The sequence below is a fragment of the Nonomuraea terrae genome (genome assembly GCF_044465245.1).
Lineage (GTDB): Bacteria > Actinomycetota > Actinomycetes > Streptosporangiales > Streptosporangiaceae > Nonomuraea > Nonomuraea terrae.
In genome coordinates this window covers 702746-728743 of the sequence record NZ_JBITLL010000006.1, presented here as the reverse complement: position 1 = coordinate 728743, position 25998 = coordinate 702746, and the positions used below count along the sequence as shown (strand labels likewise).

Here is a 25998-nt window from a genome sequence, read left to right as displayed (position 1 = left end):
CCCGCCACGCGGAGCGTCGTCATCATCGTCGTCCCGAGCCACGGCCCCACCCGCACCCGTGTCCACCCCGCCACGCGGAGCGTCGTCATCATCGTCGGCGGCGACGGCCGTGAGGTGGATGGACGGCAGGGCGGCGGCCTGGGCGGTCGTCGTGGTGAGGGCGGTCGTGGCGCCCCCCATTCCGAGGGAAATCGCGGTGGCGAGCAGCGCCCGCCGTAGTGCCTGACTCATGTCTGGCCCTTCTGGTGTCGCCGCGGCCCTTCCGCGGCTGTTCCCCAGCGTGTCGACAGGCGGTTGGACCACCATGAGCCCGAGATGAAAGGACTCTCACCCCGCCCACACGCGCAGACGGGGACCCGGCCCACCGGGTGCCCACCCCCGGCGTGAAAGCATCGGAACCGTAGCCGGACATGTGGGGAGGCAGGGGTGGCTGACGAGTTCGACGTCATCGTGATCGGTGGCGGTCCCACAGGTGAGAACGTCGTCGACCGGGCCGTACGCGGCGGCCTGACCGCGGCGATCGTCGAGGAGCGGCTGGCCGGCGGCGAGTGCTCCTACTGGGCGTGCGTGCCGAGCAAGGCACTGCTGCGCCCGATCGACCTGGCAGGCGAGGTCCGCAGAGTGCCCGGCCTCTCGCTCCGCCCGATCGACGTGGCCGCCGTGCTGGCCAGACGCGACGAGGCCGTGGCGAACTACGACGACTCCGGCCAGGCGCGCTGGATCGAAGGCGTCCCGGCCGAGCTCGTACGCGGCCACGGCCGCCTCGACGGCCCCCGGCGCGTGCGCGTCACGACCCCGGAGGGCGAGCGGGTGCTGACCGCCCACCACGCGGTCGTGCTGGCGACGGGCAGCGTCCCCGTGGTGCCGCCCGTGCCGGGCCTGGCCGAGGCGAACCCGTGGACCAGCCACGACGTGACCGCCGCCAAGGAGATCCCTGAGCGGCTGGCGGTGGTGGGCGGCGGCGTGGTCGCCTGCGAGATGGCCCAGGCCATGCACGGCCTGGGCGCCCAGACCACCGTCCTGGTACGCGGCGACGGCCTGCTCGGCCGGATGGAGCCGTTCGCGGGCGAGCTGCTCGCCGAGTCGTTCGCCGAGGCCGGCATCGACGTACGCACCCGCACCGGCGTCGTCGGGGTCGAGCGCCCCGAGCCGGGCGGCAAGGTGACGCTGCACCTGTCCGACGGCGTGCCGCTGGAGGCCGACGAGGTGCTGATCGCGACCGGCCGCCGGGCCGCCACGTACGACCTCGGGCTGGACACCGTCGGTCTGCCGCCGGACGCGCCTGTCGAGGTGGACGACAGCCTGCGCGCCACGGCGGTGGCCGACGGCTGGTTGTACGCGGTGGGTGACGTCAACGGCCGCGTGCTCCTCACCCACATGGGCAAGTACCAGGCCCGGGTGTGCGGTGACGTGATCGCGGCCCGCGCCCGCGGCGACGAGCTGCCGGGGATGCGCGACCTGGCGGGCGGCTACGGCTCGCCGCAGGTGGTCTTCACCGACCCGCAGGTCTGCGCGGTCGGCCGCACCGAGCGGGCGGCCCGCGACGACGGCTTCAACGTCCGCGTGGTCGACTACGACATGGGCGCGGTCACCGGGGCCTACCTGATGGGCGACGGCTACCGCGGCAAGGCCAGGGCGGTCGTCGACGAGGACAGGAAGGTGCTGCTCGGCGTCACGTTCGCCGGTCCTGGCGCGGCCGAGCTGCTGCACGCCGCGACGATCGCGGTGACCGCGGAGGTGCCGCTCGACCGGCTGTGGCACGCGGTCCCGTCGTTCCCGACCGTGAGCGAGGTGTGGCTGCGACTGCTGGAGACGTACGGGCTCTGAGGCGCGCTCAGCCGAGGCCGCCCGCGGGCGCGACGGCGCGGACGATGTCCGCGTCGGGCGCCGTCTCCACCATCAGCTCCGCCACCGTCTCCTCGACGCTGTCCCGCAGCTCCACGTGGGACAGCAGGTCGGTCAGGCGGAGCACGGTCATCAGGTGAGAGGAGGGACGCACCAGGATGATCCGCCCGTGGTCGCCCTCCTCCTCCATCCGCTGCAGGGCCATCGCCAGCACGCCGATGACCGACGAGTCGTAGAAGTCGAGGTCGGCGAGGTCGAAGACGAGGACGGGCCCGTCCGACCAGTCCCATACGGCATTGACGCACGCGCTGAACCGGACCCGGCCCGCGTGGTCGAGCTCGCCGCTGGCGCGCAGAACCGTACACGGGAGGTGCCGGGTCGTCTGGATCAGCAATGCGTTCCGGCCCACACAGGGAACCTGCCCGCTGTGCGGGGTTATCACAGTTGATCCCGGTTTTTCCCGGACCCTTACGCTCCCTGGACGCCGCGCTGACGCGGTCAGCCCTGGATGCCGCACTCCAGAGTCGGCACCGCTCCCGGCACGGGCGCCAGCATCACGAGCAGCGGCGAGCTCGCCGGGCTGGGCACCGTCAGCTCGGTGACGTTGCCGCGCACGCTCACCTCGGGCGTGCCCAGGTCGCCGTCCCGCAGGCTGAACACCCGCTCCACCGACGGCGCTGCGGCGTGCACCATCTTCTTGGCGGCGTGGCGCAGCCAGCGCAGCTCGCTGTTGACCCGCCGCCACGTCGCGGGGATGAGGCTGGCCGGCTCGGCCTTGGTTCCCAGCCGGAACGTGATACGCCCGCTCGACCCGAACCGGTCCTTGAGCGCCGGGTTGACCAGGAACATGCCAGCCCGGATCTGCCGGGTGCCCTGCCGGTTGAGGTTGGCCAGGCCGCCCGCGCTGATCAGCGTGTAGAACTCGCAGCGGATGCCGTCGAGCGTGTCGGGGTCGTAGTCGACGGCCGGCGGCTCCTCGAACACGACCTTGTTCAGCCGTACCCCGGCCACCCCGTCGGGGGTGACGCGGCCCTTCAGCGCCTCGCGCAGGTCCTCGCTGACGTCGTCGCCCTCGGTGACGTCGAGCGCCTCGATGCAGACCAGGCCGTCGTCCGGGATCTCCTCCGGCGTCAGGTCGAAGGCCACCCGGGCGTGCGACTTCTTGCCCCGCAGCAGGACGCACTGGCGCAGACGCCCCTGCGAGCGGATCTGCAGGAAGCGCGGCCCCGGGCCGGCGGGCTCCGTACGCCCGGTGTGCCAGCCGCTCACCGAGCGGTCGTCCGTGGACAGCCCCAGCGTCACCCGCAGCGGGCGCCCCTGCGCCGAGACCTTGAAGCCCACCATGCCGGACGTCTCGAAGCGGCCGATGATCTGGCTGCCGCGGTGCAGCCGGTCGGTCACCTGCAACGCCGGCACGTCGCCGGTGAGCAGGTGGACGGGCGGGACGGCGGGAACGATCACCTGGTCGAGGTCGGTCGCGGGTCCCGTGCTGCTGCTCATCTCGTACTCCTCGAGGGGGTCAGTGTCGTGGCCAGAGCGGCCGGGTCATGGAAGTCGAACCGGGTCAGCAGCGGTTCGCGCCGCTTCCACATGCGGGCGACCGCGGCGTAGAGCGGATCGCCGTCGCGTTCGGCGTGCCGCAGGTTGACGGTGAGCACGCGGGTGTAGTCGTCACCGTGCTCCCAGTGGGGCAGCAGCTGGCTCGGCACGTCCGCGCCGCAACTGCGCAACCAGAGCCAGAGCCGGGCGCGTTCGCGCTGCTCAGGGCCGAGGATGGTGTCGCCCTTGGCGTGTCGGGCGATGGCCTCCCGCAACAGCGAGCCCAGCTCGTACGGCGTGCGCGGCACGTGCGTGGCACCGCAGGCGCCGCCCTCGGACCACCCGGCCTGGATCACCGGGATGCCGAAGGCGGGCAGGTCGCTGTCGCCGAAGGTGACGCCCACGTCCGTCACGCTCCACAGCACGTTCGCGGACAGGGCGCCGGTGACGCCCCGGATCCGCGGGTTCCCGGTGTCGGGAACGGGGTCGAGGAACAGCCAGTTGGCGTCGTCGTCGCGGGCGGCGAACTCCGCCGTCGCCTCGAACAGCTCCTCGTCCAGGCCTGGCGAGTGGCCGAACACGGCGATGGTGGGCCGGTCGGCGTCGATGCCCAGGCGGGCGCAGCCGTAGTGGCGCAGCTGGCGGCGCTCGGTCTCCGTACGGATCTGGTAGCCGCCGCTCTTGGCCCGCCAGGCGACGCGCTCGGCGCTGGGCCTGATCGTCTCCCGGTACGGCCACACGTGCCGTTCGAAGAACGCCCCGATCCGGGCCGGCAGCTCCTCCCGCAGGGAGCACGGCCCCTGGTCGGGGAAGAGCGCGTACGCCTTCAGCGTCCCGCCGCCGTGCACCAGCACGACGGGGACCTCCCGCTCCACGGCGCGGTCGGCCCGGCTGGTGACCAGCGCGGCGGGCGGCACCTCGGGCCGGCCGTCCGGCGCGGCGCCGAACGCCTCGGCCAGCGGCGCCCATTCCGGCGCCGCGAGCACGACGAGCCGCGCCGAGACCAGACCGCAGATCGCCTTCGCCACCAGCAGCGTACGGACCACGACCCGCGGGTCATCGTCGTCGTACGCCTCCGCCACGACGCACCTGTCGCCGCCGGGGCTGTCTCCCCAATATGTCCTGGCGGCGGCGAGCAGGCGATCGGCGTGCTCGCCCTCCCCGACACGACGCATAGCAGCCCTCCACCAAGGCCTGGAAGAAATGCCCCGGTAGACGTTGCCAGACCGGTGGACGACCGCCACGCGGGCAACACGGTTCTTTGCCGCCGCCTGGACGAAACTCGGCCACCGCAGAAGGAGCGCTTGATCCCACTCGCCACAGAGACCACGAGCCGCCCGAACCATCCGTATGTGGCCCGAACTCCTGCAAAAAACCTGGCCCCGGGACGAACATTCGCCTCTCATGGGGCATCCAAGGTTTTACCTGGAGCATGTCATGCCCGGGTCTAAGATGCACCGTATTGCCACGAGGGGGAGGGTTATCCAGCATGGGTTCCCGTATGTCGAGTATGGCGCGGCTGGCGGCGGCCGCGACGGCGGCCGGCGTGGTGGCCGCCGCGATCGCGTTGCCCGCTGTCGGAGGCACCGGAGCGGTGTTCGTCTCGGCGTCGGAAGAGCTCGGCATCAAGCCTGAGGAGCTGAAGGAACCCCCGCTGGCCGAACGCACGACCGTGCTCGACGCCGAGGGCAACCCGATCGCCTGGTTCTACGAGGAGTACCGCGAGAACGTCAAGCTCGACCAGGTGGCCGACATCATGAAGACGGCCATCATCTCGATCGAGGACTACCGCTTCTACGAGCACGGCGCGATCGACATCGAGGGCACCATGCGCGCCCTGGCGAAGAACCTCGCCACGGGCCGCGTCGCCCAGGGCGGCTCGTCCATCACCCAGCAGTACGTCAAGCAGGTGCTGCTCAACTCGGCGACCACCGACAAGGAGAAGAACGCCGCCCTGGAGGCCAGCTACGGCCGCAAGCTCAAGGAGCTGCGGTATGCGATGGCGGTCGAGGAGAAGTACACCAAGGACCAGATCCTGGAGAAGTACCTCAACATCGCCTACTTCGGCGCCGGCGCGTACGGCGTCGAGGCGGCGGCCAAGCGCTTCTTCGGGGTCTCCGCGTCGGAGCTGAGCCTGCCGCAGGCGGCGACGCTGGCCGGCGCCGTGCAGGACCCGAACGCGACCGACCCCAACCTCAGCAAGGACCATCGCGACCGGCTGCTGAACCGGCGCAACGTGGTGCTCGACCGGATGGCCGAGCTGAAGAAGATCACCCCGGAGCAGGCCGCCGAGGCGAAGAAGACCAAGCTCGGCTTCAAGGGCACCCCGATCCCGGGCGGCTGCGGCTCCAGCGACTACCCGTACTTCTGCATGTACGTGCGCAACGAAGTGCTCAGCAACCCGGCGTTCGGCAAGACCAAGACGGCGCGCGAGCAGTTCCTCAACCGGGGCGGCCTGAACATCCAGACCACGCTCGACCCGAAGATGCAGAAGGCCGCCGAGCAGGCCATCAAGAAGCACGTCTTCGCCAGCGACAACCCGGTGGCCTCCGAGGCGCTGGTGGAGCCGGGCACGGGCGCGATCAAGGCCATGGCCGCCAGCCGCGAGTACGGCACCAACAAGCGCAAGAAGGAGATGTCGTACAACGTCGTGGCCGACGCGGTGCACGGCGGCGGCGTGGGCTTCCAGGCAGGCTCGACGTTCAAGACGTTCACGCTGCTCACAGCCCTCGAGGAGGGCATGAAGATCAACGACGGGCTGTCCGTCGGCAGCGGCTACCGCGCGCCCTACTACTCCTCGTTCAAGAACTGCAAGGGCGAGAACATCGGCGACCCGACCCACACGGTCACCAACGACGAGGGCGGCGGCGGCTTCAAGACGCTGGCCACCGGCACCTGGGAGTCGGTCAACACCTTCTTCGTGGCGCTGGAGCAGAAGGTCGGCCTGTGCGACACGGTCAAGACCGCCAAGTCGCTCGGCATCAAGCGCTCCGACGGCCTGCCGCTGCAGGAGTACGAGACGTTCACGCTCGGCATCAACGAGATGGACCCGGTGACCGTGGCCAACGCGTACGCCGCGATCGGGGCCCGTGGCAAGTACTGCAGGCCGATGGTCATCACCAAGATCACCGACCGCGACGGCAAGGTGACGAACTACCAGCCCAAGTGCAAGCAGGCGATCGACCCCGGGGTCGCCGACGCCGCGGCCGACATCCTGTCCGGCGTCTTCACCAAGGGCACGATGAGCGGCGTGGGCGGCATCGGGCGCCCGGCGGCCGGCAAGACGGGCACCACCGACGCGCAGGCCACGGCCTGGTTCGCCGGGTTCACCCCCGACCTGGCCGGGGCGGTCAGCATCGGTGACCCGCGCGGCTCGCAGAACTACAAGCTGAACAACATCACCATCGGCGGACAGTACTACCCCTCGGTCTTCGGCTCCTCCATCCCGGGCCCGATCTGGAAGGACACCATGATCAACGCCCTGAAGGGCGTGCCGGCGACCGACTTCCACCCCGTCGACACCGAGCGCTTCGGCGGCTGCGGCTCCAGTTGCCGGCCGGCGCCGCCGGAGCGGGACCAGGAAGAGCCCACGGGGCCGCTCGACGAGGCGGACGTGACCACCGTCCTCGAATGAGGATTTTTCCTGATTGTCGGATATGGAGAATCGGGCGCGGAAATAACCCGTGATCCACAACTCCGGCCGATCCAGCTGAGCGAATTCGGAGTGCGTCCGCACAAGCGGGCGCACTCCCAGTAAATGCCGTCTTCGCCGCCTCCGACCTGATGGCGGCGGGCGCGATCCAGGCGCTGCGCCGGGCGGGGCGCAAGGTGCCGACCGACGTCGCGGTGATCGGGTTCGACGACGCCCCGGTCGCCCGGCACACCGTTCCCACGCTCACCACCGTCCGCCAGCCCGTCGAGGAGCTCGCCACCGTCGCCACCCGGCTGCTCCCGACGGGAGCGGCGGGCGTCGATCCCGTGCTCCCCACGGAACTGGTGGTCCGTGAGTCGGCTTGAGCCGGGGGACGTGCTGGCCCGGCGGTATCTGCTCCTGGATCCGCTGGCCCACGGGGGGATGTCGGTCATCTGGCGTGCCTTCGACCAGTCGCTGCACCGGATGATCGCCGTCAAGGTGCTCACCGCCTCGCTGCACACCGACCCCGGCCAGCGGGTCAGCGTGCGCAGCGAGGCCAGGGCCGCCGCCCGCTTCATCCACCCCGACGCGATCGACATCTACGACTACGGGGAGACCGTCACCTCCTACGGCGGGGTGGCGGCGTACGTGGTGATGCCGCTGCTCGACGGCACGCCGCTGGCCGAACGCGTCGAGCACGGGGCGCTGCCGTGGCAGGAGGCGGCCTCCCTCGCGCTGCGGCTGGCGCGGGTGCTGACGGCCGGGCACGCGCGCGGCCTGGTGCACCGCGACGTCACGGCCGAGAACGTGCTGCTCACCGCCGACGGCCCCAAGCTGCTCGACTTCGGCATCGCGGCCTGGGCGGGCGATCCCGACGACGACCGCGGCACGCCGCCGTACGTGGCGCCGGAGCGGCTGCTCGGCGCGCCGACCCATCCTGCGATCGACGTGTACGCGCTCGGCGTGCTGCTGCACACCATGCTCACGGGGCGGACGCCGTACCCGGAGACGACGTGGGAGGAGATCGAGGCGGTCCGCAGGACGTCGCCGCCTCCCCGCGTGCCCGGCGTGCCCAAGGCGATCGCCGACCTCTGCCGGCGCTGCCTCGCGCAGGACCCCAGACAGCGGCCCACGGCGGCCGAGGCCGCCGCGGCCCTGGCATCCGCGCTCAGCACGGCCGCACTGACGCGAAACGTCCGACGCGGCGTCACGGTAACCGGCTCCGCCCTGCTCGCCCTGTCGGCTCTTCTGTGGTTCCAGCACCAAGCACCGCCCCGCCATCCACACCAGGCCGCCCCACCCCCGCCCACGCTGCTCGAAAGCACACCCCCCTCGCCGACCGGCCGCGCCTGGACCTCTCCCGAGGAACGGACGGTCGAGCGTCCGCCGACATCGGCAGGCGCCGTCGAACAGGCGGTGGCGGGGTTCCGTACCGTGCTGGAGGACAGAACGGCCTGCGGCGGGACGGACACCGACGTCGTCCTGGACCTGCGCCAGGTGCTCCAGCACGCCGTGCTGCCCCACGGCCCGGCGGAGGCCGGCACCGAAAGCGTGCGCAGAAAACTCTCCGACCGCTCCCGCGAAGGGCGCCTCACCCCAGCCTGCGCCAACGCCCTGCGACTCCACCTCGACGCCCTCGACGCCGCCCTCCGGTCGGAGTGACAACCGGCTACGCCTCGTAGGCATCGTCCTGGGACGCGCCGGAACTCGTGGAGATCGGCACCGGCCCTGTCGTACGAGCGCGGCGAGCAGCCCCGGCCGCGGCCGGAAACCGTGACCATGATCGGCTGCGGCAGCGCCCGCCCGACCGGCCCGAGCACCTCCACGGACGTGGACGTCTTCGTCGACCAGTCACGCGTCGACCGGCGCGTCCACGCCGGCAACTGGTGCAACCAGAGCGGCGCCGGCATGGGCGTCCGGCCCACCGCGAGCCCCGCGGCCGGCTTCGACGCCTACGTCGGGCCGCTGGTTCTCCGCCCAGTTCCGCGAACTCCTCCAGAACGCCTATCCGCCCATCAACTGACCCACCGAGGACGAATCCACCCCGACCCCTTCCCCCAGCAGGAGAGGCCCGCCCCCCAGGCCTCTCCTGCGCGTCGATCGGTCATCAACAAGACGTCGTAAAGTTTTCATTCCAACAGGGATTGATGAAGAGAAGTTTCGGGTCTATCTTCCTGATCAACGGGGCGCCCCCACTTACCCACCTGTTCAGAGAGGTGAGTAGTCCCCATGATCAGTTCCTTCAGCCGATCACCGATCCGCACATCCGCCGCCCTGGCCCTGTTGGTCACCCTGGCGGCGGCACTGATCCCCCAGGCCGCATCGGCGCGGAGCACCGGCGTCCTCGCCAGCCACAAGAGCCCGTTCAACTGCGGAAAGACGTTCTACGCCAACAACTGGACCCCCTCGCACAACCCGTCAGGCTCCATCGACTGGCAGAGTTACGGGAGCGACGCCATCAACGGCGAGACCGTACGCGCCACGGCCGGGGGCACCGCCTACTTCAACGACGCGGGTAGCACCAGCTACGGCAAGTGGGTGGAGGTCCGCCACAGCGACGGCACCAGGACCCGCTACGCCCACCTCGCCACGATGGTGCGCGCGGCCGGCGGCTCGATGAGCGTCGGCCAGGGCACCGTGATCGGCACCGTCGGCTCGACAGGCGGCAGCAACGCCCCGCACCTGCACTACGAGCAGCGAACCTCCTCCGGCGCGGTCGACACCAGCCCGACCGTGGACGGCGTGACCGTGTCCCTGGGCCAGAAGAAGGCCATCACCAGCACCAACACCTGCGGCGGCGGGGCCAACCCCCACACGCCGGAAGAGGTCTGCGGCAGCGGTTACGCGGTCATCGACTCGGCCGCTCTCACCGGTGGCCGCACCTACCTGCTCTACAACTCCGGCAACGGCTACAACTGCGTCACGACGCTGAAGACGACGAATGTCGGCACCGCCTCGTCGATGTCGGCCTTCCTCGAACCGCAGGGCGAGGCCAGGGTGACCGACTCAGGCAGCTACGGCTACTACGCCGGGCCTGTCAGGCTTTCTGCCCCGGGACAGTGCGTCAGGTGGGGCGGCTCGATCGGCAGCAGCTCGTACACGAGTCCCTTCGAACACTGCGGCTGAGCCAGAACTCCCGCTGATCGCATGACCGCCGGGCCCAGGACTGCTCCTGGGCCCGGCTTCGTGGTTCTCGCGCTGGTTTGACGCCCTTACGGGTAACCGCTATCTATTGGCTAACCGTTAGGGGGTCCGCGTGCAAGACGCAGTGCTGGCGATGCTCGCCAAAGAGCCGTCACACGGGTACGACCTGCGCGCCCGGCTGCGGCAGAGCCTCGGCCCGCTGGGCGAGTCGATGAACCCCGGCCAGATCTACGTGACGCTGGCCCGGCTGGAAAAGGCCGGGCTCGTCGTCTGTGAGCGGGCGGACGGCCTGCCCGAGCGGCCCGAGCGCAAGGTCTACGCGCTGACGCCGGCCGGGCAGCAACGGGTGACGGCCTGGCTGGCCGAGGTGGGCCGGCCGAAACCGGACCTGGCGGAGTTCCATCTCAAGCTCGCCGCTGCCGCCGCGGCCCGGCTGGCCGACCCGGTGGAGCTGATCGCGGCGCAGCGCCGTGAGTTGCTGCGCCGCTTGCGTGAGGCGCAGCACGCCGCGCTGGCCGAGCCGGCCGGGGCGGGAGCCGGCCTGCTGCTGGAAGGGGTCGTGCTGCGGTTGCAGGCGGACCTGCGCTGGCTGGATGCCTGTGAGCGGGTCTGGTCCAAGGTCGATGACGAAGTCGAGGGTGGATGAACGTGTCAGGTGCCGCGGTCCGGGCCTGCGGCCTGGTGAAGACGCATGGTCAGGGGCAGAGCCGGGTCCGCGCGGTGGACGAGGTCGACCTGGAGGTGCCCCAGGGACAGATGCTGGCGGTGATGGGCCCCAGCGGCTGCGGGAAATCCACGCTGCTGCACCTGCTCGGCGGCCTGGAGCGGCCCACCGGTGGGGAGGTGTGGGTGGCCGGGCGGCGCATCGACACCATGAGCGAGCGAGCCTTGGCGCGGCTGCGGCGCCGGTCGGTGGGCTTCATCTTCCAGGCCTTCCACCTGGTGGAGGAGTTGTCGGCGGCCGAGAACGTGGAGCTGCCCGCGCTGCTGGCCGGGCGCTCGCGCCGTCAGGCCAGGAGGCGCGCGGGCCTGCTGCTGGAACGGGCCGGGCTCGCCGAGCGCGCCCGGCATCTGCCGTCGCAGCTGTCCGGCGGGCAGCGTCAGCGCGTCGCCGTCGCTCGCGCGCTGGTCAACGACCCGCTGATGGTCCTGGCCGACGAGCCGACCGGCAACCTCGACACCGCGGCGACCCTCGACGTGCTGAGGATCTTCGAGGAGCTGCGTTCCGCGGGGCAGACCTTCGTGATCGTCACGCATGACGAACGGGTGGCGGCCACAGCGGATCGGCTGGTCTCGATGCGCGACGGGATGTTCGTCGACGACACCTGGCTGGCCGGCTCCCACGCGCGCGGGCTGGGCGGGCTGATCGGGCTGGAGGGCTGAACGCCATGGGCTCCATCGTGCTCGTCGCGCGACTCGTGCTGGCCGACCTCCGCAGGCACCAGGCCCAGGCCGCGATGCTCCTGCTCACGGTGACCGTGGCCACCGCCACGATGGCCCTCGGCCTGTCCCTGCGCGACGTGAGCGAGGCGCTGTACGAGCGGACCCGCACGGCCACCGCCGGGCCGGACGTGGTGGCGCTCTCCGGCGACACGGGCCCCGCCGTGGCCTCGGCCCTGGCCTCGCTGGCCGAGGCTCCCGACGTGGTCGCCCACCATGGCCCGTACCGCATCGTCTACGCCGATCTCACCGCACGCGGCCTCAGCCCCAACGTGGTGGTGCACGGCTTCGCCGACAAGCCCGGCGCGGTCAACCGGCCGCTGGTGACCTCGGGCCACTGGGTACGCTCCGGCGGCACGGTCCTCGAACGCGGTTTCGCCACCGCGCTGGGCGTCGGCGCCGGCGACCGCGTCACCATCGCCGGCCGGTCGTACCCGGTCGTCGGGATCGCCGTCACCGCGGCCACCTCCGTCTACCCCGGGGCGGCGCAGATCGGCCCGGGCGGCGGCCCCACCGACTACAGCGGCCTGGCCTGGATGACCCGATCTGACGCCAGGAAACTGGCGTCGTCCCGGGATCTCCCGGTCACCATGGCCCTGGACCTCAAGCTGCGCGACCCCGCCGCCACCGAGACCTTCCGCGACGCCCACCGCGACTCCGCCGTGCGGATCAACTCTCACTCCTGGCAGTTCACGGCCCAGCAGGACATGGGCATCCTCAAGCACAGCCAGCCGATCCTGGTCGTCGGCAGCTATCTGATCAGCTTCCTGGCCGTCACCGGAGTGGCCGCGCTGGCCGCGGGACGCGCCGCCGAGCAGACGCGCCGGGCCGGGCTGCTCAAGGCGGTCGGCGCCGCCCCGGGTCTGATCGCCACCGTCCTGCTCACCGAGTACCTGGCGCTGGCGCTGGCCGGCGACGCGCTGGGGCTGGCGGTCGCCCGCGTGACCGCGCCCGTCATCGCCAGTCCCACCGCCAGCCGGATCGGCGACGCCGCCGGGCTGACCGGCGCCACCGTCGCCACGGCGACAGTGCTCGCCGTGGTGGTGGCGGTGCTGTCCACCCTGCGCCCCACGCTGCGCGCCCTGCGCACGGCGACCGTCACGGCGCTGACCGCCACCGCGCACCAGCCCCGTCACCGCCCCTGGATCACCGCGCTGTCCGCGCTGCTGCCCACGCCGCTGCTGCTCGGGCTGCGGCTGACCGCCCGCAGACCGGGCCGCGCCGTGCTGCAGGCGTGCTCCACCGCCACCACGGTGATCGCGATCGTCGCCCTGCTGACCATCCACGCCCAGACGGAGAGGGGCTACGGGCTGGACGGCTCCGCCGCCCTGCCCAACCTGCGCGGCGAGCACGGCCGCCACCTGATGCTGGCCGTCGCCATCCTGCTGGTCGCACTCGCCGTCGTGAACACCATCACCTTCACCTGGACCACTGCCATGGAGGCCCGGGCGAACATGGCCATCGCCCGCACGCTCGGCGCCACCCCCGGGCAGATCACCGCGGGACTGTCCACCGCCCAGCTCCTGCCCAGCCTGCCCGGCGCCATCGTCGGCGTTCCCCTGGGCGTCGGCCTGCTCTCGCTCTTCGCCGCCAGGAACGCCGTGGACGCCCCCTCCTCCTGGCTGCTCGGCGCCGCACTCGCGACCCTCCTGGCGACGGCGGCGTTCACCGCCCTGCCCGCACGCCTGGCGGCGCGCCGCCCGGTGGCGCAGGCCCTCAGCGCCGAAAGCTAGTGCTGCCCGCGCCACTCCGAGACGACCGCGTCCACGTCGTACGGCATCAGGTTGAGCGGAGGGCCGGACAGGCCGGTTCTGATCGCTTCGCGGATCTTGTGGTTGATGTCCTCGACGATCTGCCGCACCTCGGTCTCGGAACGGGCGCCGCGCGCCTCGGCCAGCGCCTCCTCCGCCTCCTTGCGCAGCGCCAGGGTGGGCGGCAGGGGCATCGACAACCCCTCGCTCTCGATCTTCTGCTTGATCCACCACATTTCGTCGAGGTGCCGGTCGAGCCCGGGCAGCGGCTTGCCCTTGCCCGGCAGGTCGTTGAACTCGCCCCGCTCCTCGGCCTCGCGGATCTGCCGGTCGATCCAGGTCTCGAAGGGGAAGCCGACGGGCTTGCGTTCGGTCACGTGCGGTCTCCTCACGCGAGGTTGTGACTGGGTGCCATGGGCCCGCGCCACCCGAGCACGGCCTCGGTCATGCGTACGGACGCGACCGTCGCGGCCACGTCGTGCACGCGCAGGATGCGGGCGCCTTTGAGGATGGAGACGACGTTGGCGGCGATCGTGCCCTCGGTCCGCTGCCCCTGGGGCCGGTCGAGGGTCTCGCCGATGAAGTCCTTGTTGGACAGCGCCACCAGCGTCGGGTATCCGATCGCGGTGATCTCCTCGAGCCGGCGCGTCAGCTCCAGGGAGTGGAAGGTGTTCTTGTTCAGGTCGTGGCCGGGATCAATGACGATCTTGTCGGGCCCGACACCGGCCTTCAGCGCGTACGCGACCCGCTCCCGCAGGTACGCGGCCACCTCGGCGACGACGTCGGCGTAGCTCGGCCGCAGGACCCGCCGGCCGGGGCCGCCGAGGCTGTGCGTGACGACCACGGCGGCGCCCGTCTCGGCCGCGACCTCGGCCATGCCCGGCTCGCGCAGCCCGTTGGTGTCGTTGATGACGTCGGCCCCGGCCTCGACGGCCGCCCTGGCCACCTCGGGCCGGTGGGTGTCGACCGAGATCACGGCGTCGGTGGCGGCCCTGACCCGGGTGATGACGGGCACGACCCGCTCGATCTCCTCGGCGGCCTCGATCGGATCCTGCGCGGCGCTGAAGGCGAACCCGCCGATGTCGACCCAGTCGGCGCCCTGCTCCACGGCCTTGACGGCGGCCGACACCGCGCTGTCGAGCGCGAAGGTGCGGCCCTGGTCGTGGAAGGAGTTGGGCGTGCGGTTGACGATGGCCATGATCGCCACCTGGCGCTCGAAGTCGAACTCCCGCCGACCGATGCGCCGGACGGGGGAGATGATCCCGGGGGAAAGCTTCTCGCCGCTCAACGTAGTGATCCCTTTCCGTCCCCTCGAGACTACCTGGCGGGTCGCCGGCTCAGCTGGGCCAGGTCAGACGGGGCGGGATCAGGTGCTGAAACGGCCGAGCAGCCGGGATCCGGGCGCCGACACCCGGATCCCTCGCATGCCCCCGCGGACGCGCCGGCGCGGTAACCGCATGGTCAGCCGGACCGTCGTGCCGCCGGGGCCGGTGCGGAAGTCGGCCTCGTCGCACAGGTGGCGGATCAGGAAGATGCCCCGTCCGTAGTCGGCGCGTTCGGACGGCGTGCGGTCCTCCCGTACGTACGCCTCGGGGATGCCGGCGCCGTGGTCGGTCGTCTCGGAGCAGATGACGCCGTTCACCGTCCACAGCTTGAGGAAGCCGCGGCCGCCCGCGTGCTCCACGACGTTGACCACGCTCTCGTGCACCGCCAGCACGAAGTCGTCCCTGCGTGAGCCGTGCAGCCCCGCCTGTTCGGCCTTCTCCGCCACCGCTCGGCGCAGCCGGGTCATGTCGACCTCGGTGAAGGCTTCGGCCATCAGCGTGCGCATGCGTCTCCTCGTGTCATGACGGACGACACGGAAGCCGCGCTGCGCGGCCTCGCGCGGCCCCCTCCCTCACCTGCGGGGAACGGGCTGCGCGAGGTCATGACGTCACGGCCGCCGGCCGATCCCCGTCGCGAGCTCGCGCACCCGGCCCGCCGGCCCCTTGTCGGGCGCCAGCGGGGCGGTCTCCATGCCGGCGCCGTCGTGCAGTCCGTCGAACAGTTCGCGCAGGGCCTGCAGGGACGAGTGCCGCGGCGTCCACCCCAGCACCTCCCTGGCCCGGTCGGTCTTCATGATCGGCATCCGCAGGACGAGCTCCAGCAGCCCCGGCGCGGCGGGCAGCAGCCGCAGGTGCCAGCCCGCGGCCATGACCGCCTTGGCCATGCGCTCCGGCACCCGCACCGTGCGGGCCCCGAGCAGCCCGGCGAGCTCGTTCGGGCCGATCACCGGCTCCGCCGCCAGGTTGAACGCGCCCCGCGCCCGCCCGGTGACCGCCAGCCGGTACGCCTGCGCGGCGTCCTCGGCGTGCAGCACCTGCATCCGCAGCCCGGGGATGTCAGGGACGAACGGGACCCGTCCGGTCTTGACCAGCCGCCCGGGCACGAACGGTCCGCCGAACAACCTCCGCTGCTCGGTGGCCGCCGCCCGCTGGAAGATGAACCCGGGACGCATCCGCACCACGCGGACGGTCGGGTGGTCGTGCTCGAAGACGTCGAGCACCCGCTCGACGTACGCCTTCTCCCGCCCGTACGCGGCGCCGGGCCAGCCGTGCGTGGGCCAGCTCTCGTCCACCGGCTGGTCCTTGGGCGCCGGCGAGTACGCCCCCACGGAGGAGGCGTGCACCAGGGACGGCACTCCGGCCTCGGCGACCGCGCGGAAGACCCGCATGCTGCCCAGCACGTTGGCCCGCCACGTGACCGCGGGGCTCCTGGTCGGCTGGAACAGCCACGCCAGGTGCACCACGGCGTCGGCACCGTCGAAGATCCGCGCCAGGTCGGCGGTGGCCACGTCGGCCTGACGCCAGTCGGTGCGATCGACCCGCCAGCCCGGCAGCCGCCGGGCGACGCCCACGATCGAGGTCACGCTGTCGTCCGCGGCCAGTGCGCGCACCACGGCGGTGCCGACGTTCCCGGTGGCTCCCACCACAACGACTCTCATGCGTGCTCCGCTGCCCGGGGCAGGGCCCGTGAAACGCGCGTGAACTGCCCCGTTACGGCTTCAGCAGGATCTTGACCGCGCCGTCGGCCTTCTTCTGGAACATCTCGTACGCCTCGGGCGCCTGCTCCAGCGGCATCCGGTGGGTGGTGAAGTCCATCACGCCGAGCGGGTCGGTGTCGTCGGTGAGCAGCGGCATGAGCGCGCTGATCCACTTCCTGACGTTCGCCTGGCCCATGCGGATGGTGATGCCCTTGTCGAACATGCGCAGCATCGGCATCGGGTCGGTCATGCCGCCGTAGACGCCGGTGATGGAGATGACGCCACCGCGGCGGACGGAGTCGATGGCGTGGTTGAGCGCCGCGAGCCGGTCCACGCCGGCGTTCGACATGAGCGGCGCGGCGACCACGTCGGGCAGCAGCCCGGTGATCGTCTGGGCGAGCTTGGCGGCGGGCGAGCCGTGCGCCTCCATGCCGACGGCGTCGATGACGGAGTCGGTGCCGCGCCCGTCCGTACGCTGCCGGATCTCCCCCGGCACGTCGGACACCTCGCTGGCGTCGACGACCTCGATGCCGTGGCGGCGGGCCATCTCCAGGCGGGCGGTGACGCCGTCCACACCGATGACGCGGTGGCCCAGGTGGCGGGCGATGCGGGCGCTCATCTGGCCGATGGGGCCGAGGCCGAAGACGGCCACGCTGCCGCCCTCGGGGATGTGGGCGTACTCGACGGCCTGCCAGGAGGTCGGCAGCACGTCGGACAGGTACACGAAGCGCTCGTCCGGCGGCCCCTCCGGGACCTTGATCGGGCCGAACTGGGCCTCGGGCACCCGCAGGTACTCGGCCTGCCCGCCGGGCACGTGGCCGTAGAGCTTGGTGTAGCCGAACAGCGCCGCGCCCATGCCGTGCTCGCGCACCTGGGTGGTCTCGCACTGCGCGTAGAGCTCCATCCCGCACATGTGGCAGTGCCCGCAGGCGATGTTGAACGGGATGACGACGCGGTCGCCGGGCTTGATGGTGCTGATGCCGGACCCGACCTCCTCGACGATCCCCATGGGCTCGTGCCCGAGGATGTCGCCCTCGGCCATGAAGGGGCCGAGCACCTCGTACAGGTGCAGGTCGGAGCCGCAGATGCCGCTGCTGGTGACCCTGATGATCGCGTCGTTCGGTTCCTTGATGGCCGGGTCGGGGACTTCCTCCACCCGTACGTCGCGCTTGCCGTGCCAGGTGACTGCTTTCATGCTCGTCTCCTTCACTGCCGGGGGCACAACTGCCGCATACCCCTACATAGAGCCTCAAACGGCGAGCCTTTCTGGGCCATTCGGTACAGCTGAGGCAAGAGAAAACTCCAGTGGCGGAAGACTCTTTACACGGTTCGTATTCGATGAGTAACTGATGGTAGTCACCGACGCACCGAAGGAGCCGCACCCATGCCGGTGGGCCTCACCCAGCAGACCTTGGGTTCACGTATCGACGAACGCCTCAGCGGCTTTCTGGGGTCCTGCCGGACTCCCATCTCCGATCCCGGCGTCGAGGCGGCGTACACGCTGCTGACCGACTTCATCATGGGCGGCGGCAAGCGCGTGCGGCCTCAGCTGTGCTACTGGGGCTGGCGCGGCGCCGGCGGCGGCGACTGCGAGGAGATCGTCAGCGCCGCCGCGGCCCTGGAGCTGTGCCACGCGGGCCTGCTCATCCACGACGACATCATGGACGACAGCGACCTGCGCCGGGGCCGGTTCACCGTGCACCGCAACCTCGCCCTGCTGCACCGCGGACCGGGCGCCGACGCGTTCGGCCGGGCCGGCGGCATCCTGCTCGGCACGCTCAGCCTCGCCTGGGCCGACGCGCTGCTGTCGTCGTGCGGCATCGACCCGATACGGCTGCGCGCCGCCCACCACCTGTTCGACGCCATGCGCACGGAGGTCATCAGCGGCCAGTACCTCGACGTCCTCGCCCAGCTCCGCTCCGGGGCCACCGAGGCCGAGGCTCTGACGGTGATCCGCTACAAGAGCGCCAAATACACCGTCGAACGGCCGCTGCAGATCGGCGGCGCCCTGGCCGGCGCCGACCTCGACCTGCTCGACGCCTACTCGCGGTTCGGTGTGCCGCTCGGGGAGGCGTTCCAGCTGCGCGACGACGTGCTGGGCACGTTCGGCTCGTCGCGGGAGACCGGCAAGTCCGCGCTCGACGACCTGCGCGAGGGCAAGCAGACGGTGATGTTCGCCTACGCCGTCCAGCAGGCCACCCCCGCCCAGCTCGCCCATCTGCGGACCTGGCACGGCAACCCCGAGCTGACCGAGGACCGCGCCGCCGAGCTGCGCCGGATCCTCGTCGAGACCGGCGCGCTGGCCAGGGTCGAGACGCTGATCGGCGAGCGGGTGCGGGAGGCCATGTCGGCCCTCGCCGAGGCGCGCGTCGCCCCCGAGGCGGCCGACGAGCTGGCGCTGATGGCCGACCGGCTCGCCCACCGCACCAAATGATCTTTTCTCCCACCACCAGGCCGCACTCTGAGATTGGCGGAGCATCATGACGGAAACGACGCACTCGACCATGCCCGGAAACGGGGACGGGCAGCTCAGTCTGAGCACCGACGCCGCGAGGCAACTTTCGACCACGACCAAGACCCCGCCGCAGATGCAGGAGATCACCTCCCGCTGGCTGCTGCGGCTGCTGCCGTGGGTGCAGTGTTCCGGCGGCGTGTTCCGGGTCAACCGCAGGCTCACCTACACACTGGGGGACGGCCGGATCACCTTCACCGCGACCGGGTCGGAGGTGCGGGTCATCCCGGCCGAGCTCACCGAGCTGCCCCTGTTGCGCGGCTTCGACGACATGGAGGTGCTCGAAGCGCTGGCCGGCCGTTTCACCCAGGGGGAGGTCGAGGCGGGCGAGAGAATCGTCTCCGAGGGCGCTCCCGCCGACCGGCTCGTGCTGATCGTCCACGGCCGCGTGGCCAAGATCGGGCGCGGCGCGTACGGCGACGAGCAGGACCTCGGCGTGCTGGCCGACGGCGACCACCTCGGCGAGCAGTCCCTGACCGACGGCGGCGAGTACGCCTTCACCGCGCGCGCCAAGACGGCCACCACCGTGCTCAGCCTCTCGCGGCACGACTTCGACCAGATCGCCGCGCAGTCCCCCGCCCTGCGCGAGCACGTCGACACCTGGCGCGCCGGCGGCTCGCGCGCCACCAACGACTACGGCGAGGCCGCCATCGACCTGTCCGCCGGCCACGTCGGCGAGGCCGTGCTGCCCGGCACGTTCGTCGACTACGAGCAGAGCCCCCGCGAGTACGAACTGAGCGTGGCCCAGACCGTCCTGCGCGTGCACAGCCGGGTCTCGGACCTGTACAACCAGCCGATGAACCAGCTGGAGCAGCAGTTGCGGCTGACGATCGAGGCCCTGCGCGAGCGCCAGGAGCACGAGCTGATCAACAACCGGGGGTTCGGCCTGCTGCACAACGCCGACTTCAGCCAGCGCATCCGCACCCGCTCCGGCCCTCCCACCCCCGACGACCTCGACGACCTGCTGGCGCTGGTGTGGAAGGAGCCGGCGTTCTTCCTGGCCCATCCGCAGGCCATCGCCGCCTTCGGCCGCGAGTGCAGCAAGCGCGGCCTCTACCCGCAGGCCAGTGAGGTCGGCGGGCACCGGGTGCCGGCCTGGCGCGGCGTGCCGATCTTCCCGTGCAACAAGATCCCGGTCTCCACCACGCGCACGACGTCGTTCCTGCTGATGCGTACCGGCCAGGAGAACCAGGGCGTCGTCGGGCTGCACCAGACCGGCATCCCGGACGAGTACCAGCCGAGCCTGTCGGTGCGGTTCATGAACATCAACGAAAAGGCGATCATCTCCTACCTGGTCAGCGTCTACTACTCGGCCGCCGTCCTGGTGCCCGACGCGCTCGGCGTCCTGGAGGACGTCGAGCTCGGCCGGAACGACTAGCCGATGACGGGGGCCGAACGGCTGAGCCTCGACACCGCGGCGGCGCGCGCGCTCGCCACGACGACCAAGACCGTCCCGCAGACGCTGGAGGTCACCCCGCGCTGGCTGCTGCGGGTGCTGCCGTGGGTGGACGTCGAGGCCGGGGTCTACCGGGTGAACCGCCGGCTGACGTACCCCGTCGGCGGCGGCCGGGTGAGCTTCTCCAACGCCGGCTCCCGCGTCCGGGTCGTCCCGCCGAGCCTGGCCGAGCTGCCCCCTCTGGGCGGCCTGGCGGATGACCCGGTGCTGGACACCCTGGCGGGGCGCTTCGAGCAGCGGGAGTACGAGCGCGGCGACCCGATCGTCCGGGCCGGACAGCCGGCCGGCGAACTGCTGATCATCGCGCACGGCAAGGCGATCAAGCTGCAGACCGGCGCGTACGGCGACCGCGTCGTCGCCGGCTCGCTGGCCGGGGGCGACCATGCCGGCTCCGGCCCGCCCGCCGAGGGCGCGGTGTGGGAGCACACGCTGGAGGCCGGCACCCCGTGCACGGTGCTGGCCCTCCCGTGGACCGAGCTGCACGCCCTGGCCGAACGGTCGCCGGCGCTGCGCGAGGCGCTCGACCGCCACCGCGCCCTGCTCGCCCGGCCGCGCAACCGGTGGGGCGAGGCGGCGATCGTCACGGCGGCCGGGCATCGCGGCGAGCCGGCGCTGCCCACCACGTTCGCCGACTACGACCCCGGCCCCCGCGAGTACGTGATGAGCGTGTCGCAGACCGTGCTACGCCTGCACACCCGGGTCACCGACCTCTACAACGACCCCATGGATCAGAAGGAGCAGCAGGTCAAGCTGACCGTCGAGGCGATACGCGAGTCGCAGGAGCGAGAGCTGCTGAACAACCGCGACTTCGGCCTGCTGCACCAGGCCGACCCGCGCCAGCGCGTCCAGACCCGCACGGGCCCGCCCACCCCCGACGACCTGGACGAGCTGCTCTGCCGCAGGAAGAAGTCGCGGTTCTTCCTGGCCCACCCGCGCGCCATCGCCGCCTTCCACCGCGAGTGCAGTGCCCGGGGCATCTACCCCGACAGCGTCGAGCTGCACGGCTCCCGGCTGACGGCGTGGCGCGGCGTGCCCGTCCTGCCCTGCGACAAGATCCCGGTGAGCCGGACCGGCACCAGCTCGATCCTGGTGCTGCGCACCGGCGAGGACGACCAGGGCGTCGTCGGCCTGCGCCCGGCGGAGCTGCCCGGCCAGGTCGAGCCGGGGGTGAGCGTGACGTTCACCGGCATCGACCCGAGAGCCGTCGCGTCGTACCTGGTCAGCGCCTACTACTCGGCCGCGGTGCTGGTACCGGACGCCCTCGGAGTGCTGGAGGGCGTCGAGCTGAACTCTCACGTCAAGGAGTGACCTTGTCCCAGCCGTTCGTCCTGCCCGACTTCTACGTGCCGTACCCCGCCCGGCTCAACCGGCATGTCGAAGAGGCGCGCGTGCACTCCAGACGGTGGGCGCGCGACATGGGCATGCTGGAGGGGTCGGGCGTCTGGGAGCAGGCCGACCTCGACGCCCACGACTATCCGCTGCTGTGCGGCTACACCCATCCCGACTGCGACGCCGCCGAGCTCTGCCTGATCACCGACTGGTACGTGTGGGTGTTCTTCTTCGACGACCACTTCCTGGAGGTCTTCAAGCGCACCGGCGACCTGGCGGGCGGCAAGGAGTACCTGGCCCGGCTGGCCGCGTTCATGCCGATGGGCGACGGCGGGGCCGTGCCCGAGCCGGTCAACCCGGTCGAGGCGGGGCTGGCCGACCTGTGGCCGCGTACGGTGCCGGGCATGTCGGCCGGCTGGCGGGCGCGCTTCGCCGAGAGCACCCGCAACCTGCTCAACGAGTCGCTCTGGGAGCTGGCCAACATCAACCGGGGCCGGGTGGCGAACCCGGTCGAGTACATCGAGATGCGGCGCAAGGTCGGCGGCGCGCCCTGGTCCGCCGGGCTCGTCGAGCACGCCGTGGGGGCCGAGGTACCGGCCCGCATCGCCGCGACCCGGCCGATGCGGGTGTTGCGCGACTCCTTCTCCGACGCCGTCCACCTGCGCAACGACCTGTTCTCCTACCAGCGGGAGGTCGGCGACGAGGGCGAGCTGAGCAACGGCGTGCTCGTGCTGGAGAAGTTTCTCGGCTGCGGCACACAGGAGGCGGCCGACGCGGTCAACGACCTGCTCACCTCGCGACTGCAGCAGTTCGAGCACACGGTCTTCACCGAGCTGGGTCCGCTGTTCGCCGAGCACATGATCGACCCCGTCAGCGCCGCCGGGGTGATGGCCTACGTCAAGGGGCTGCAGGACTGGCAGTCGGGCGGGCACGAGTGGCACATGCGCTCCAGCCGCTACATGAACCAGGACGTGCGCAAGGACCGGCCGTTCGGCATGTCGCCGCTGACCGACCTGGTGGGCGCCAAGCGGGTGCGCAGCCATACGCACGTGCCGTACCAGCGGGTGCGGCCGTCGGTGATCCCCGACCTGTACGTGCCGTACGAGCTGCGCCTGTCACCCCACCTCGACCACGCGCGGCGCAGCACGGTGGCCTGGTGCGCGAGCATGGGCATGCTCGAACCCCACAACGGCGCGGCGGTGTGGGACGAGCGCAAACTGGTCGACTACGACCTGCCCCTCTGCGCGGCGGGCCTGCACCCCGACGCCACCCCGGAGGAGCTCGACCTGGCCTCGTTCTGGCTGGCCTGGGGCACGTACGGCGACGACTACTTCCCCGTCGTCTTCGGCCGGACGCGCAACCTGGCGGCGGCCAAGGTCACGGTGGACCGGTTCGGCGGCTGCATGCCGCTCGACGGCACGCCCGCCCCTCCGCCGGCGAACGCACTCGAACGCGGGCTGGCCGACGTGTGGGCGCGCACGGCCGGGCCGATGCCGCCCGAAGACCGGCGCAAGCTGCGGGCGGCCGTCGAGGAGATGTGCGAGGGCTGGCTGTGGGAGCTGGCCGGCGAGATCGCCCACCGCGTCCCCGACCCGGTCGACTACCTGGAGATGCGCAGGCTGACCTTCGGCTCCCAGCTCACGATGAGCCTGTCCCGGCTGCGCCACTCCAAGGGCATCCCGGACGAGTTCTACGCCAGCGGGCCGATGGTGGCCGCCGAGAACGCCATGATGGACGCCGGCGCGCTGCTCAACGACGTCTTCTCGTACCAGAAGGAGATCGAGTTCGAGGGCGAGGTGCACAACTGCGTCCTGGTGGTGCAGAACTTCTTCGGGTGCGACCACCCCACCGCGCTGTCCATCGTCGACGACCTGCTGGCCGCCCGGGTACGGCAGTTCGAGCACATCGTCGAGCATGAGCTGCCGATCGTGTGCGACGACTTCGGCCTCGGCGCCGGGGCGCGGCGCGACCTCGACGCGTTCGTGGCCGAGCTGCGCGACTGGCTGGCGGGCATCTACAACTGGCACCGCGGCTGCTTCCGCTACGACGAGGCGACGCTGCGCCGCCACCACCAGCCGCGCCCGTTCCGGCTCGGTAGGCCTACCGGCCTTGGCACGTCGGCCGCGCTGATCGTGCCTAGGGTGCCGTCGGCCGGCAGGACCACCCCATGATGTGAAGGAGCCGCTGCTGGTACGGCGTGACGTTGTGCAGACGGATCCACCGCTGTGACGGCGGCAGCGCGGGCAGCGCCAGCACCCGCAGGCCGGAGACGTCGACGAAGGTCAGGCGGCCGATGTCGACGACGATGTGGGGGCCGGTGCGGCACTCGGCCAGCGCACTGGCCAGCGCGGGGCTGTTGCTGGCGTCGATCTGGCCGAACAAGGTGACGGTCGGCACGCCCGGCGCCATGGCCACCGTGATCCTCAGTTGCTCGTCCTGGTAGAGCAGCCGCTCCTGGATGTCCACACTCCACGCACCCCCCAACACGCGCTCTGGGGGTTGTCCTGCCGTACTCTCGGCGGCCGGGATGACCACCGAACAATTCCGGCGATTAGCCCGAATCCAGGCTACACGAGCTATGTGGCACTATGTATTTTTCGCCGTGATATGACCGTATTACGGGGAAAGTATGGAGGGGAGCGCTTTCCGAACAGGCCGCCCGTACCCGCGCCGGCCACGGGCGTGACAGACGACGGGCCGTTCGGAAGGGTGATCTACCCCGACGGGGCTCACCGCGTCCCCGTCCGGCGGGGCATAGGTACCGCCAGGGGTGTTGACCTGCGGCGGAGTCGCCTCGCGGACGGTCCAGGCGCTCGCCGGGGACGTCGCAGCCCGAGGCGCTCCCGGCCGGTGGCCGCTGCGGGGAGCCCGCGGAATGCTCCGCCTTTCCTACTCCTTCCGCACCGGGAATCAGCACGGAATACGCGTATCCGAGAGCCATCCGCATGGCCCGCCGATATTTCCCGGAAACATCCGTACGCATTGTCGGCGTGTCACGATCCGGCCCCGACGCGACCGCCGGCACTCCTCCGGCATTTTTCTTGCCCCACAAACCGCCATCGGTCTCGATATATCCAGATTGGTTGGGTTTTGTCCGGAATCGGCTGAACGGCAATTTTTCAGCTTATGGCCATATGTGCATCTCACGCGACCAAAGGACGTTTTATCCCCATAGAGGTGGCGGAATGATCGACCTTGCCACGTGCCGTACAAATCGGCACGGACGACCACGGGAGCGCTGAATATGCCATGAATACACTGAGGCCGCTGCTGCCCATAGCGCTGGCGCAGGCGATGTTGTTCACTTCGCAGTCCACCGCGGCGGCGGGCGCGCACGACTGCGCGACGACGATCTGCCGGCCGTCCGAGGCACTCGCCGCACGGTCGCCGGCCGGGGCCATCGTGGCGCGGGCGGCGATCGAAATGATCGGAGTCCCGTACTCGTGGGGCGGCGGCGGTGTGCGCGGCCCCGGCTACGGGATCGGCAAGGGGGCCAGGACGTGGGGCTTCGACTGCTCGGGCCTGGCCGAGTACGCGTGGGCGCGGGCGGGGGTGATGATCGGCACGACCACGCAGGAGCAGTGGCGCTCCGGAGCCCGCGTCCCGAAGGAGCAGGCGGAGCCTGGGGACCTGGTCTTCTACGACAACAACGCGGACAGTCCGGGGCCCGAGCACGTGGGGATCGTCCTGGACGCCACCCGGATGGTGCACGCGCCGTACACCGGCCAGTCGGTGCGGGTGGACCCGCTGGAGCGGCGGACCTTCATGGGGGTGGTCCGGCCCGGCGAGAGCGCCGCCTTCGCCGAACGCGGTTGACCGGACGAGGCCGCGCGGCCCCGGTCGTCCTGCAGTGATCGACCGGGGCCGCGCGGCGTCTGAGAACTCGGTGCGCACCAAGCCCGTGCCGTGGCTTCGCGACTTTCCACGACAGTTTCCCGTTCATCTCGCGGGCGCCCAGGAGGGCGACCTTGGCCGGGCGGTCCGCGGGGGTCCCACGGGAATCGCCGATCGGCCTCCTGTCCGCTCCGCGCGGAGCCGTCAGCTCCGGTCGCTGGCCTTGACGTCGTCGAGGCTGCTCAGGACGTTCGCGTTGACGTCCTGGATGTCCAGGATCGAGATGAGGTCGACGTACTTGATCGAGTCGTTCAGGACCTTGTTCAGCACCGACACGTCATTGAGGGCGCTGAACTGGCTCAGGATGTTCTGCCCCGAGTTGTACGCGTTGGGGCCGTCAGCGAGCGCTCCGGAGGCGGAGAAGCCGAGGGCCGCGGCCGCGATTGCGGCACCGGCCAGAATGCGACGGATCATGTTGTGTTTCCTCCATGG

General features: G+C 71.2%; 25 protein-coding genes. 14 read left to right on the top strand and 11 right to left on the bottom strand.

Annotated features, from left to right (window positions below; genetic code table 11):
* Positions 1–231, bottom strand: a 231-nt coding sequence (locus ACIBP6_RS32820) for a hypothetical protein (protein WP_397057701.1), incomplete at its 3' end; no start/stop codon positions are given.
* Positions 232–426: 195 nt separating this feature from the next.
* On the opposite strand from ACIBP6_RS32820, the gene ACIBP6_RS32815 reads away from it, so the two are divergent.
* Positions 427–1827 (top strand): dihydrolipoyl dehydrogenase family protein, encoded by a 1401-nt coding sequence (locus ACIBP6_RS32815; RefSeq protein ID WP_397057700.1) that lies wholly within the window; start codon positions 427–429, stop codon positions 1825–1827.
* Positions 1828–1834: 7 nt separating this feature from the next.
* On the opposite strand, the gene ACIBP6_RS32810 is transcribed toward ACIBP6_RS32815, so the two are convergent.
* The 3 genes from ACIBP6_RS32810 to ACIBP6_RS32800 all read right to left on the bottom strand — a co-directional run bounded on the left by ACIBP6_RS32810 (position 1835) and on the right by ACIBP6_RS32800 (position 4559).
* Positions 1835–2254: an STAS domain-containing protein gene (locus ACIBP6_RS32810; protein ID WP_397057699.1), complete on the bottom strand. Its 420-nt coding sequence runs from the start codon at positions 2252–2254 to the stop codon at positions 1835–1837.
* An 89-nt stretch (positions 2255–2343) separates the two neighbouring features.
* Positions 2344–3345: a hypothetical protein gene (locus ACIBP6_RS32805; RefSeq protein ID WP_397057698.1), complete on the bottom strand. Its 1002-nt coding sequence runs from the start codon at positions 3343–3345 to the stop codon at positions 2344–2346.
* Positions 3342–4559, bottom strand: a complete 1218-nt coding sequence (locus ACIBP6_RS32800) for a hypothetical protein (protein ID WP_397057697.1) — start codon at positions 4557–4559, stop codon at positions 3342–3344. Before ACIBP6_RS32800 ends, ACIBP6_RS32805 begins: the two co-directional genes overlap by 4 nt.
* Before the next feature lie 326 nt (positions 4560–4885).
* Here ACIBP6_RS32800 and ACIBP6_RS32795 point away from each other — a divergent pair, with 326 nt between their 5' ends.
* From ACIBP6_RS32795 to ACIBP6_RS32760, 8 genes are all read left to right on the top strand, one after another.
* Positions 4886–7018: a transglycosylase domain-containing protein gene (locus ACIBP6_RS32795; protein WP_397057696.1), complete on the top strand. Its 2133-nt coding sequence runs from the start codon at positions 4886–4888 to the stop codon at positions 7016–7018.
* Positions 7019–7167: 149 nt separating this feature from the next.
* Positions 7168–7401 carry a substrate-binding domain-containing protein gene (locus tag ACIBP6_RS32790; protein ID WP_397057695.1) on the top strand — a complete coding sequence of 78 codons (234 nt, stop codon included), beginning with the start codon at positions 7168–7170 and terminating at the stop codon, positions 7399–7401.
* Positions 7388–8680 carry a serine/threonine-protein kinase gene (locus tag ACIBP6_RS32785; protein WP_397057694.1) on the top strand — a complete coding sequence of 431 codons (1293 nt, stop codon included), beginning with the start codon at positions 7388–7390 and terminating at the stop codon, positions 8678–8680. The genes ACIBP6_RS32790 and ACIBP6_RS32785 overlap by 14 nt, the downstream gene beginning before the upstream one ends.
* Before the next feature lie 117 nt (positions 8681–8797).
* Positions 8798–9142, top strand: coding sequence for a glycoside hydrolase family 6 protein (locus ACIBP6_RS32780; RefSeq protein WP_397057945.1), 345 nt, complete (start codon positions 8798–8800; stop codon positions 9140–9142).
* Between the two features lie 105 nt (positions 9143–9247).
* A complete protein-coding gene (locus ACIBP6_RS32775; protein ID WP_397057693.1) occupies positions 9248–10144 on the top strand; it encodes a M23 family metallopeptidase in 897 nt (298 codons plus the stop codon).
* Positions 10145–10274: 130 nt separating this feature from the next.
* On the top strand, positions 10275–10808 hold the full coding sequence (locus ACIBP6_RS32770) for a PadR family transcriptional regulator (protein WP_397057692.1): 534 nt from the start codon (positions 10275–10277) through the stop codon (positions 10806–10808).
* A complete protein-coding gene (locus tag ACIBP6_RS32765) occupies positions 10805–11545 on the top strand; it encodes an ABC transporter ATP-binding protein (RefSeq protein WP_397057691.1) in 741 nt (246 codons plus the stop codon). Before ACIBP6_RS32770 ends, ACIBP6_RS32765 begins: the two co-directional genes overlap by 4 nt.
* 5 nt (positions 11546–11550) lie before the next feature.
* Positions 11551–13335, top strand: coding sequence for an ABC transporter permease (locus ACIBP6_RS32760; protein ID WP_397057690.1), 1785 nt, complete (start codon positions 11551–11553; stop codon positions 13333–13335).
* Here the strand turns inward: ACIBP6_RS32760 and ACIBP6_RS32755 are convergent.
* The 5 genes from ACIBP6_RS32755 to ACIBP6_RS32735 form a co-directional block, all read right to left on the bottom strand.
* Positions 13332–13730, bottom strand: coding sequence for a DUF1992 domain-containing protein (locus ACIBP6_RS32755; protein WP_397057689.1), 399 nt, complete (start codon positions 13728–13730; stop codon positions 13332–13334). The genes ACIBP6_RS32760 and ACIBP6_RS32755 overlap by 4 nt on opposite strands.
* 11 nt (positions 13731–13741) lie before the next feature.
* On the bottom strand, positions 13742–14641 hold the full coding sequence (gene folP, locus ACIBP6_RS32750; RefSeq protein WP_397057688.1) for a dihydropteroate synthase: 900 nt from the start codon (positions 14639–14641) through the stop codon (positions 13742–13744).
* Positions 14642–14719: 78 nt separating this feature from the next.
* Complete coding sequence (locus ACIBP6_RS32745) at positions 14720–15184, bottom strand: ATP-binding protein (RefSeq protein WP_397057687.1); 465 nt, start codon at positions 15182–15184, stop codon at positions 14720–14722.
* Positions 15185–15286: 102 nt separating this feature from the next.
* Complete coding sequence (locus ACIBP6_RS32740) at positions 15287–16336, bottom strand: NAD-dependent epimerase/dehydratase family protein (protein WP_397057686.1); 1050 nt, start codon at positions 16334–16336, stop codon at positions 15287–15289.
* Between the two features lie 52 nt (positions 16337–16388).
* Entirely contained in the window at positions 16389–17570 is a 1182-nt protein-coding gene (locus tag ACIBP6_RS32735; RefSeq protein WP_397057685.1) for a zinc-dependent alcohol dehydrogenase, read from the bottom strand.
* A gap of 189 nt (positions 17571–17759) precedes the next feature.
* Between ACIBP6_RS32735 and ACIBP6_RS32730 the strand changes: the two genes are divergently transcribed.
* From ACIBP6_RS32730 to ACIBP6_RS32715, 4 genes are read left to right on the top strand one after another with little or no spacing between them, the layout of a single operon-like run.
* Positions 17760–18809, top strand: coding sequence for a polyprenyl synthetase family protein (locus ACIBP6_RS32730; RefSeq protein ID WP_397057684.1), 1050 nt, complete (start codon positions 17760–17762; stop codon positions 18807–18809).
* Between the two features lie 46 nt (positions 18810–18855).
* The gene (locus tag ACIBP6_RS32725; RefSeq protein WP_397057683.1) at positions 18856–20265 is read left to right on the top strand and encodes a family 2B encapsulin nanocompartment shell protein; all 1410 of its coding nucleotides are present in this window, start codon (positions 18856–18858) and stop codon (positions 20263–20265) included.
* Between the two features lie 3 nt (positions 20266–20268).
* Positions 20269–21651, top strand: a complete 1383-nt coding sequence (locus tag ACIBP6_RS32720; RefSeq protein WP_397057682.1) for a family 2B encapsulin nanocompartment shell protein — start codon at positions 20269–20271, stop codon at positions 21649–21651.
* A gap of 2 nt (positions 21652–21653) precedes the next feature.
* Complete coding sequence (locus ACIBP6_RS32715) at positions 21654–23843, top strand: terpene synthase family protein (RefSeq protein ID WP_397057681.1); 2190 nt, start codon at positions 21654–21656, stop codon at positions 23841–23843.
* Here ACIBP6_RS32715 and ACIBP6_RS32710 read toward each other — a convergent pair.
* Positions 23809–24138 carry an STAS domain-containing protein gene (locus ACIBP6_RS32710; protein ID WP_132612577.1) on the bottom strand — a complete coding sequence of 110 codons (330 nt, stop codon included), beginning with the start codon at positions 24136–24138 and terminating at the stop codon, positions 23809–23811. The genes ACIBP6_RS32715 and ACIBP6_RS32710 overlap by 35 nt on opposite strands.
* A gap of 783 nt (positions 24139–24921) precedes the next feature.
* On the opposite strand from ACIBP6_RS32710, the gene ACIBP6_RS32705 reads away from it, so the two are divergent.
* A complete protein-coding gene (locus ACIBP6_RS32705; protein WP_397057680.1) occupies positions 24922–25488 on the top strand; it encodes a C40 family peptidase in 567 nt (188 codons plus the stop codon).
* A gap of 222 nt (positions 25489–25710) precedes the next feature.
* Here the strand turns inward: ACIBP6_RS32705 and ACIBP6_RS32700 are convergent, their stop codons facing one another.
* Positions 25711–25980 carry a hypothetical protein gene (locus tag ACIBP6_RS32700; RefSeq protein WP_397057679.1) on the bottom strand — a complete coding sequence of 90 codons (270 nt, stop codon included), beginning with the start codon at positions 25978–25980 and terminating at the stop codon, positions 25711–25713.
* Positions 25981–25998: the final 18 nt, after the last annotated feature.

Coding starts and splice junctions, on each gene's coding strand:
- ACIBP6_RS32780 (WP_397057945.1), top strand. CDS start 8,798: ATGATCGGCTGCGGCAGCGCCCGCCCGACCGGCCCGAGCACCTCCACG.
- ACIBP6_RS32765 (WP_397057691.1), top strand. CDS start 10,805: ATGAACGTGTCAGGTGCCGCGGTCCGGGCCTGCGGCCTGGTGAAGACG.
- ACIBP6_RS32805 (WP_397057698.1), bottom strand. CDS start 3,345: ATGAGCAGCAGCACGGGACCCGCGACCGACCTCGACCAGGTGATCGTT.
- ACIBP6_RS32760 (WP_397057690.1), top strand. CDS start 11,551: ATGGGCTCCATCGTGCTCGTCGCGCGACTCGTGCTGGCCGACCTCCGC.
- ACIBP6_RS32795 (WP_397057696.1), top strand. CDS start 4,886: ATGTCGAGTATGGCGCGGCTGGCGGCGGCCGCGACGGCGGCCGGCGTG.
- ACIBP6_RS32735 (WP_397057685.1), bottom strand. CDS start 17,570: ATGAAAGCAGTCACCTGGCACGGCAAGCGCGACGTACGGGTGGAGGAA.
- ACIBP6_RS32800 (WP_397057697.1), bottom strand. CDS start 4,559: ATGCGTCGTGTCGGGGAGGGCGAGCACGCCGATCGCCTGCTCGCCGCC.
- ACIBP6_RS32740 (WP_397057686.1), bottom strand. CDS start 16,336: ATGAGAGTCGTTGTGGTGGGAGCCACCGGGAACGTCGGCACCGCCGTG.
- ACIBP6_RS32790 (WP_397057695.1), top strand. CDS start 7,168: ATGGCGGCGGGCGCGATCCAGGCGCTGCGCCGGGCGGGGCGCAAGGTG.
- ACIBP6_RS32730 (WP_397057684.1), top strand. CDS start 17,760: ATGCCGGTGGGCCTCACCCAGCAGACCTTGGGTTCACGTATCGACGAA.
- ACIBP6_RS32700 (WP_397057679.1), bottom strand. CDS start 25,980: ATGATCCGTCGCATTCTGGCCGGTGCCGCAATCGCGGCCGCGGCCCTC.
- ACIBP6_RS32705 (WP_397057680.1), top strand. CDS start 24,922: ATGAATACACTGAGGCCGCTGCTGCCCATAGCGCTGGCGCAGGCGATG.
- ACIBP6_RS32725 (WP_397057683.1), top strand. CDS start 18,856: ATGACGGAAACGACGCACTCGACCATGCCCGGAAACGGGGACGGGCAG.
- ACIBP6_RS32745 (WP_397057687.1), bottom strand. CDS start 15,184: ATGCGCACGCTGATGGCCGAAGCCTTCACCGAGGTCGACATGACCCGG.
- ACIBP6_RS32720 (WP_397057682.1), top strand. CDS start 20,269: ATGACGGGGGCCGAACGGCTGAGCCTCGACACCGCGGCGGCGCGCGCG.
- ACIBP6_RS32775 (WP_397057693.1), top strand. CDS start 9,248: ATGATCAGTTCCTTCAGCCGATCACCGATCCGCACATCCGCCGCCCTG.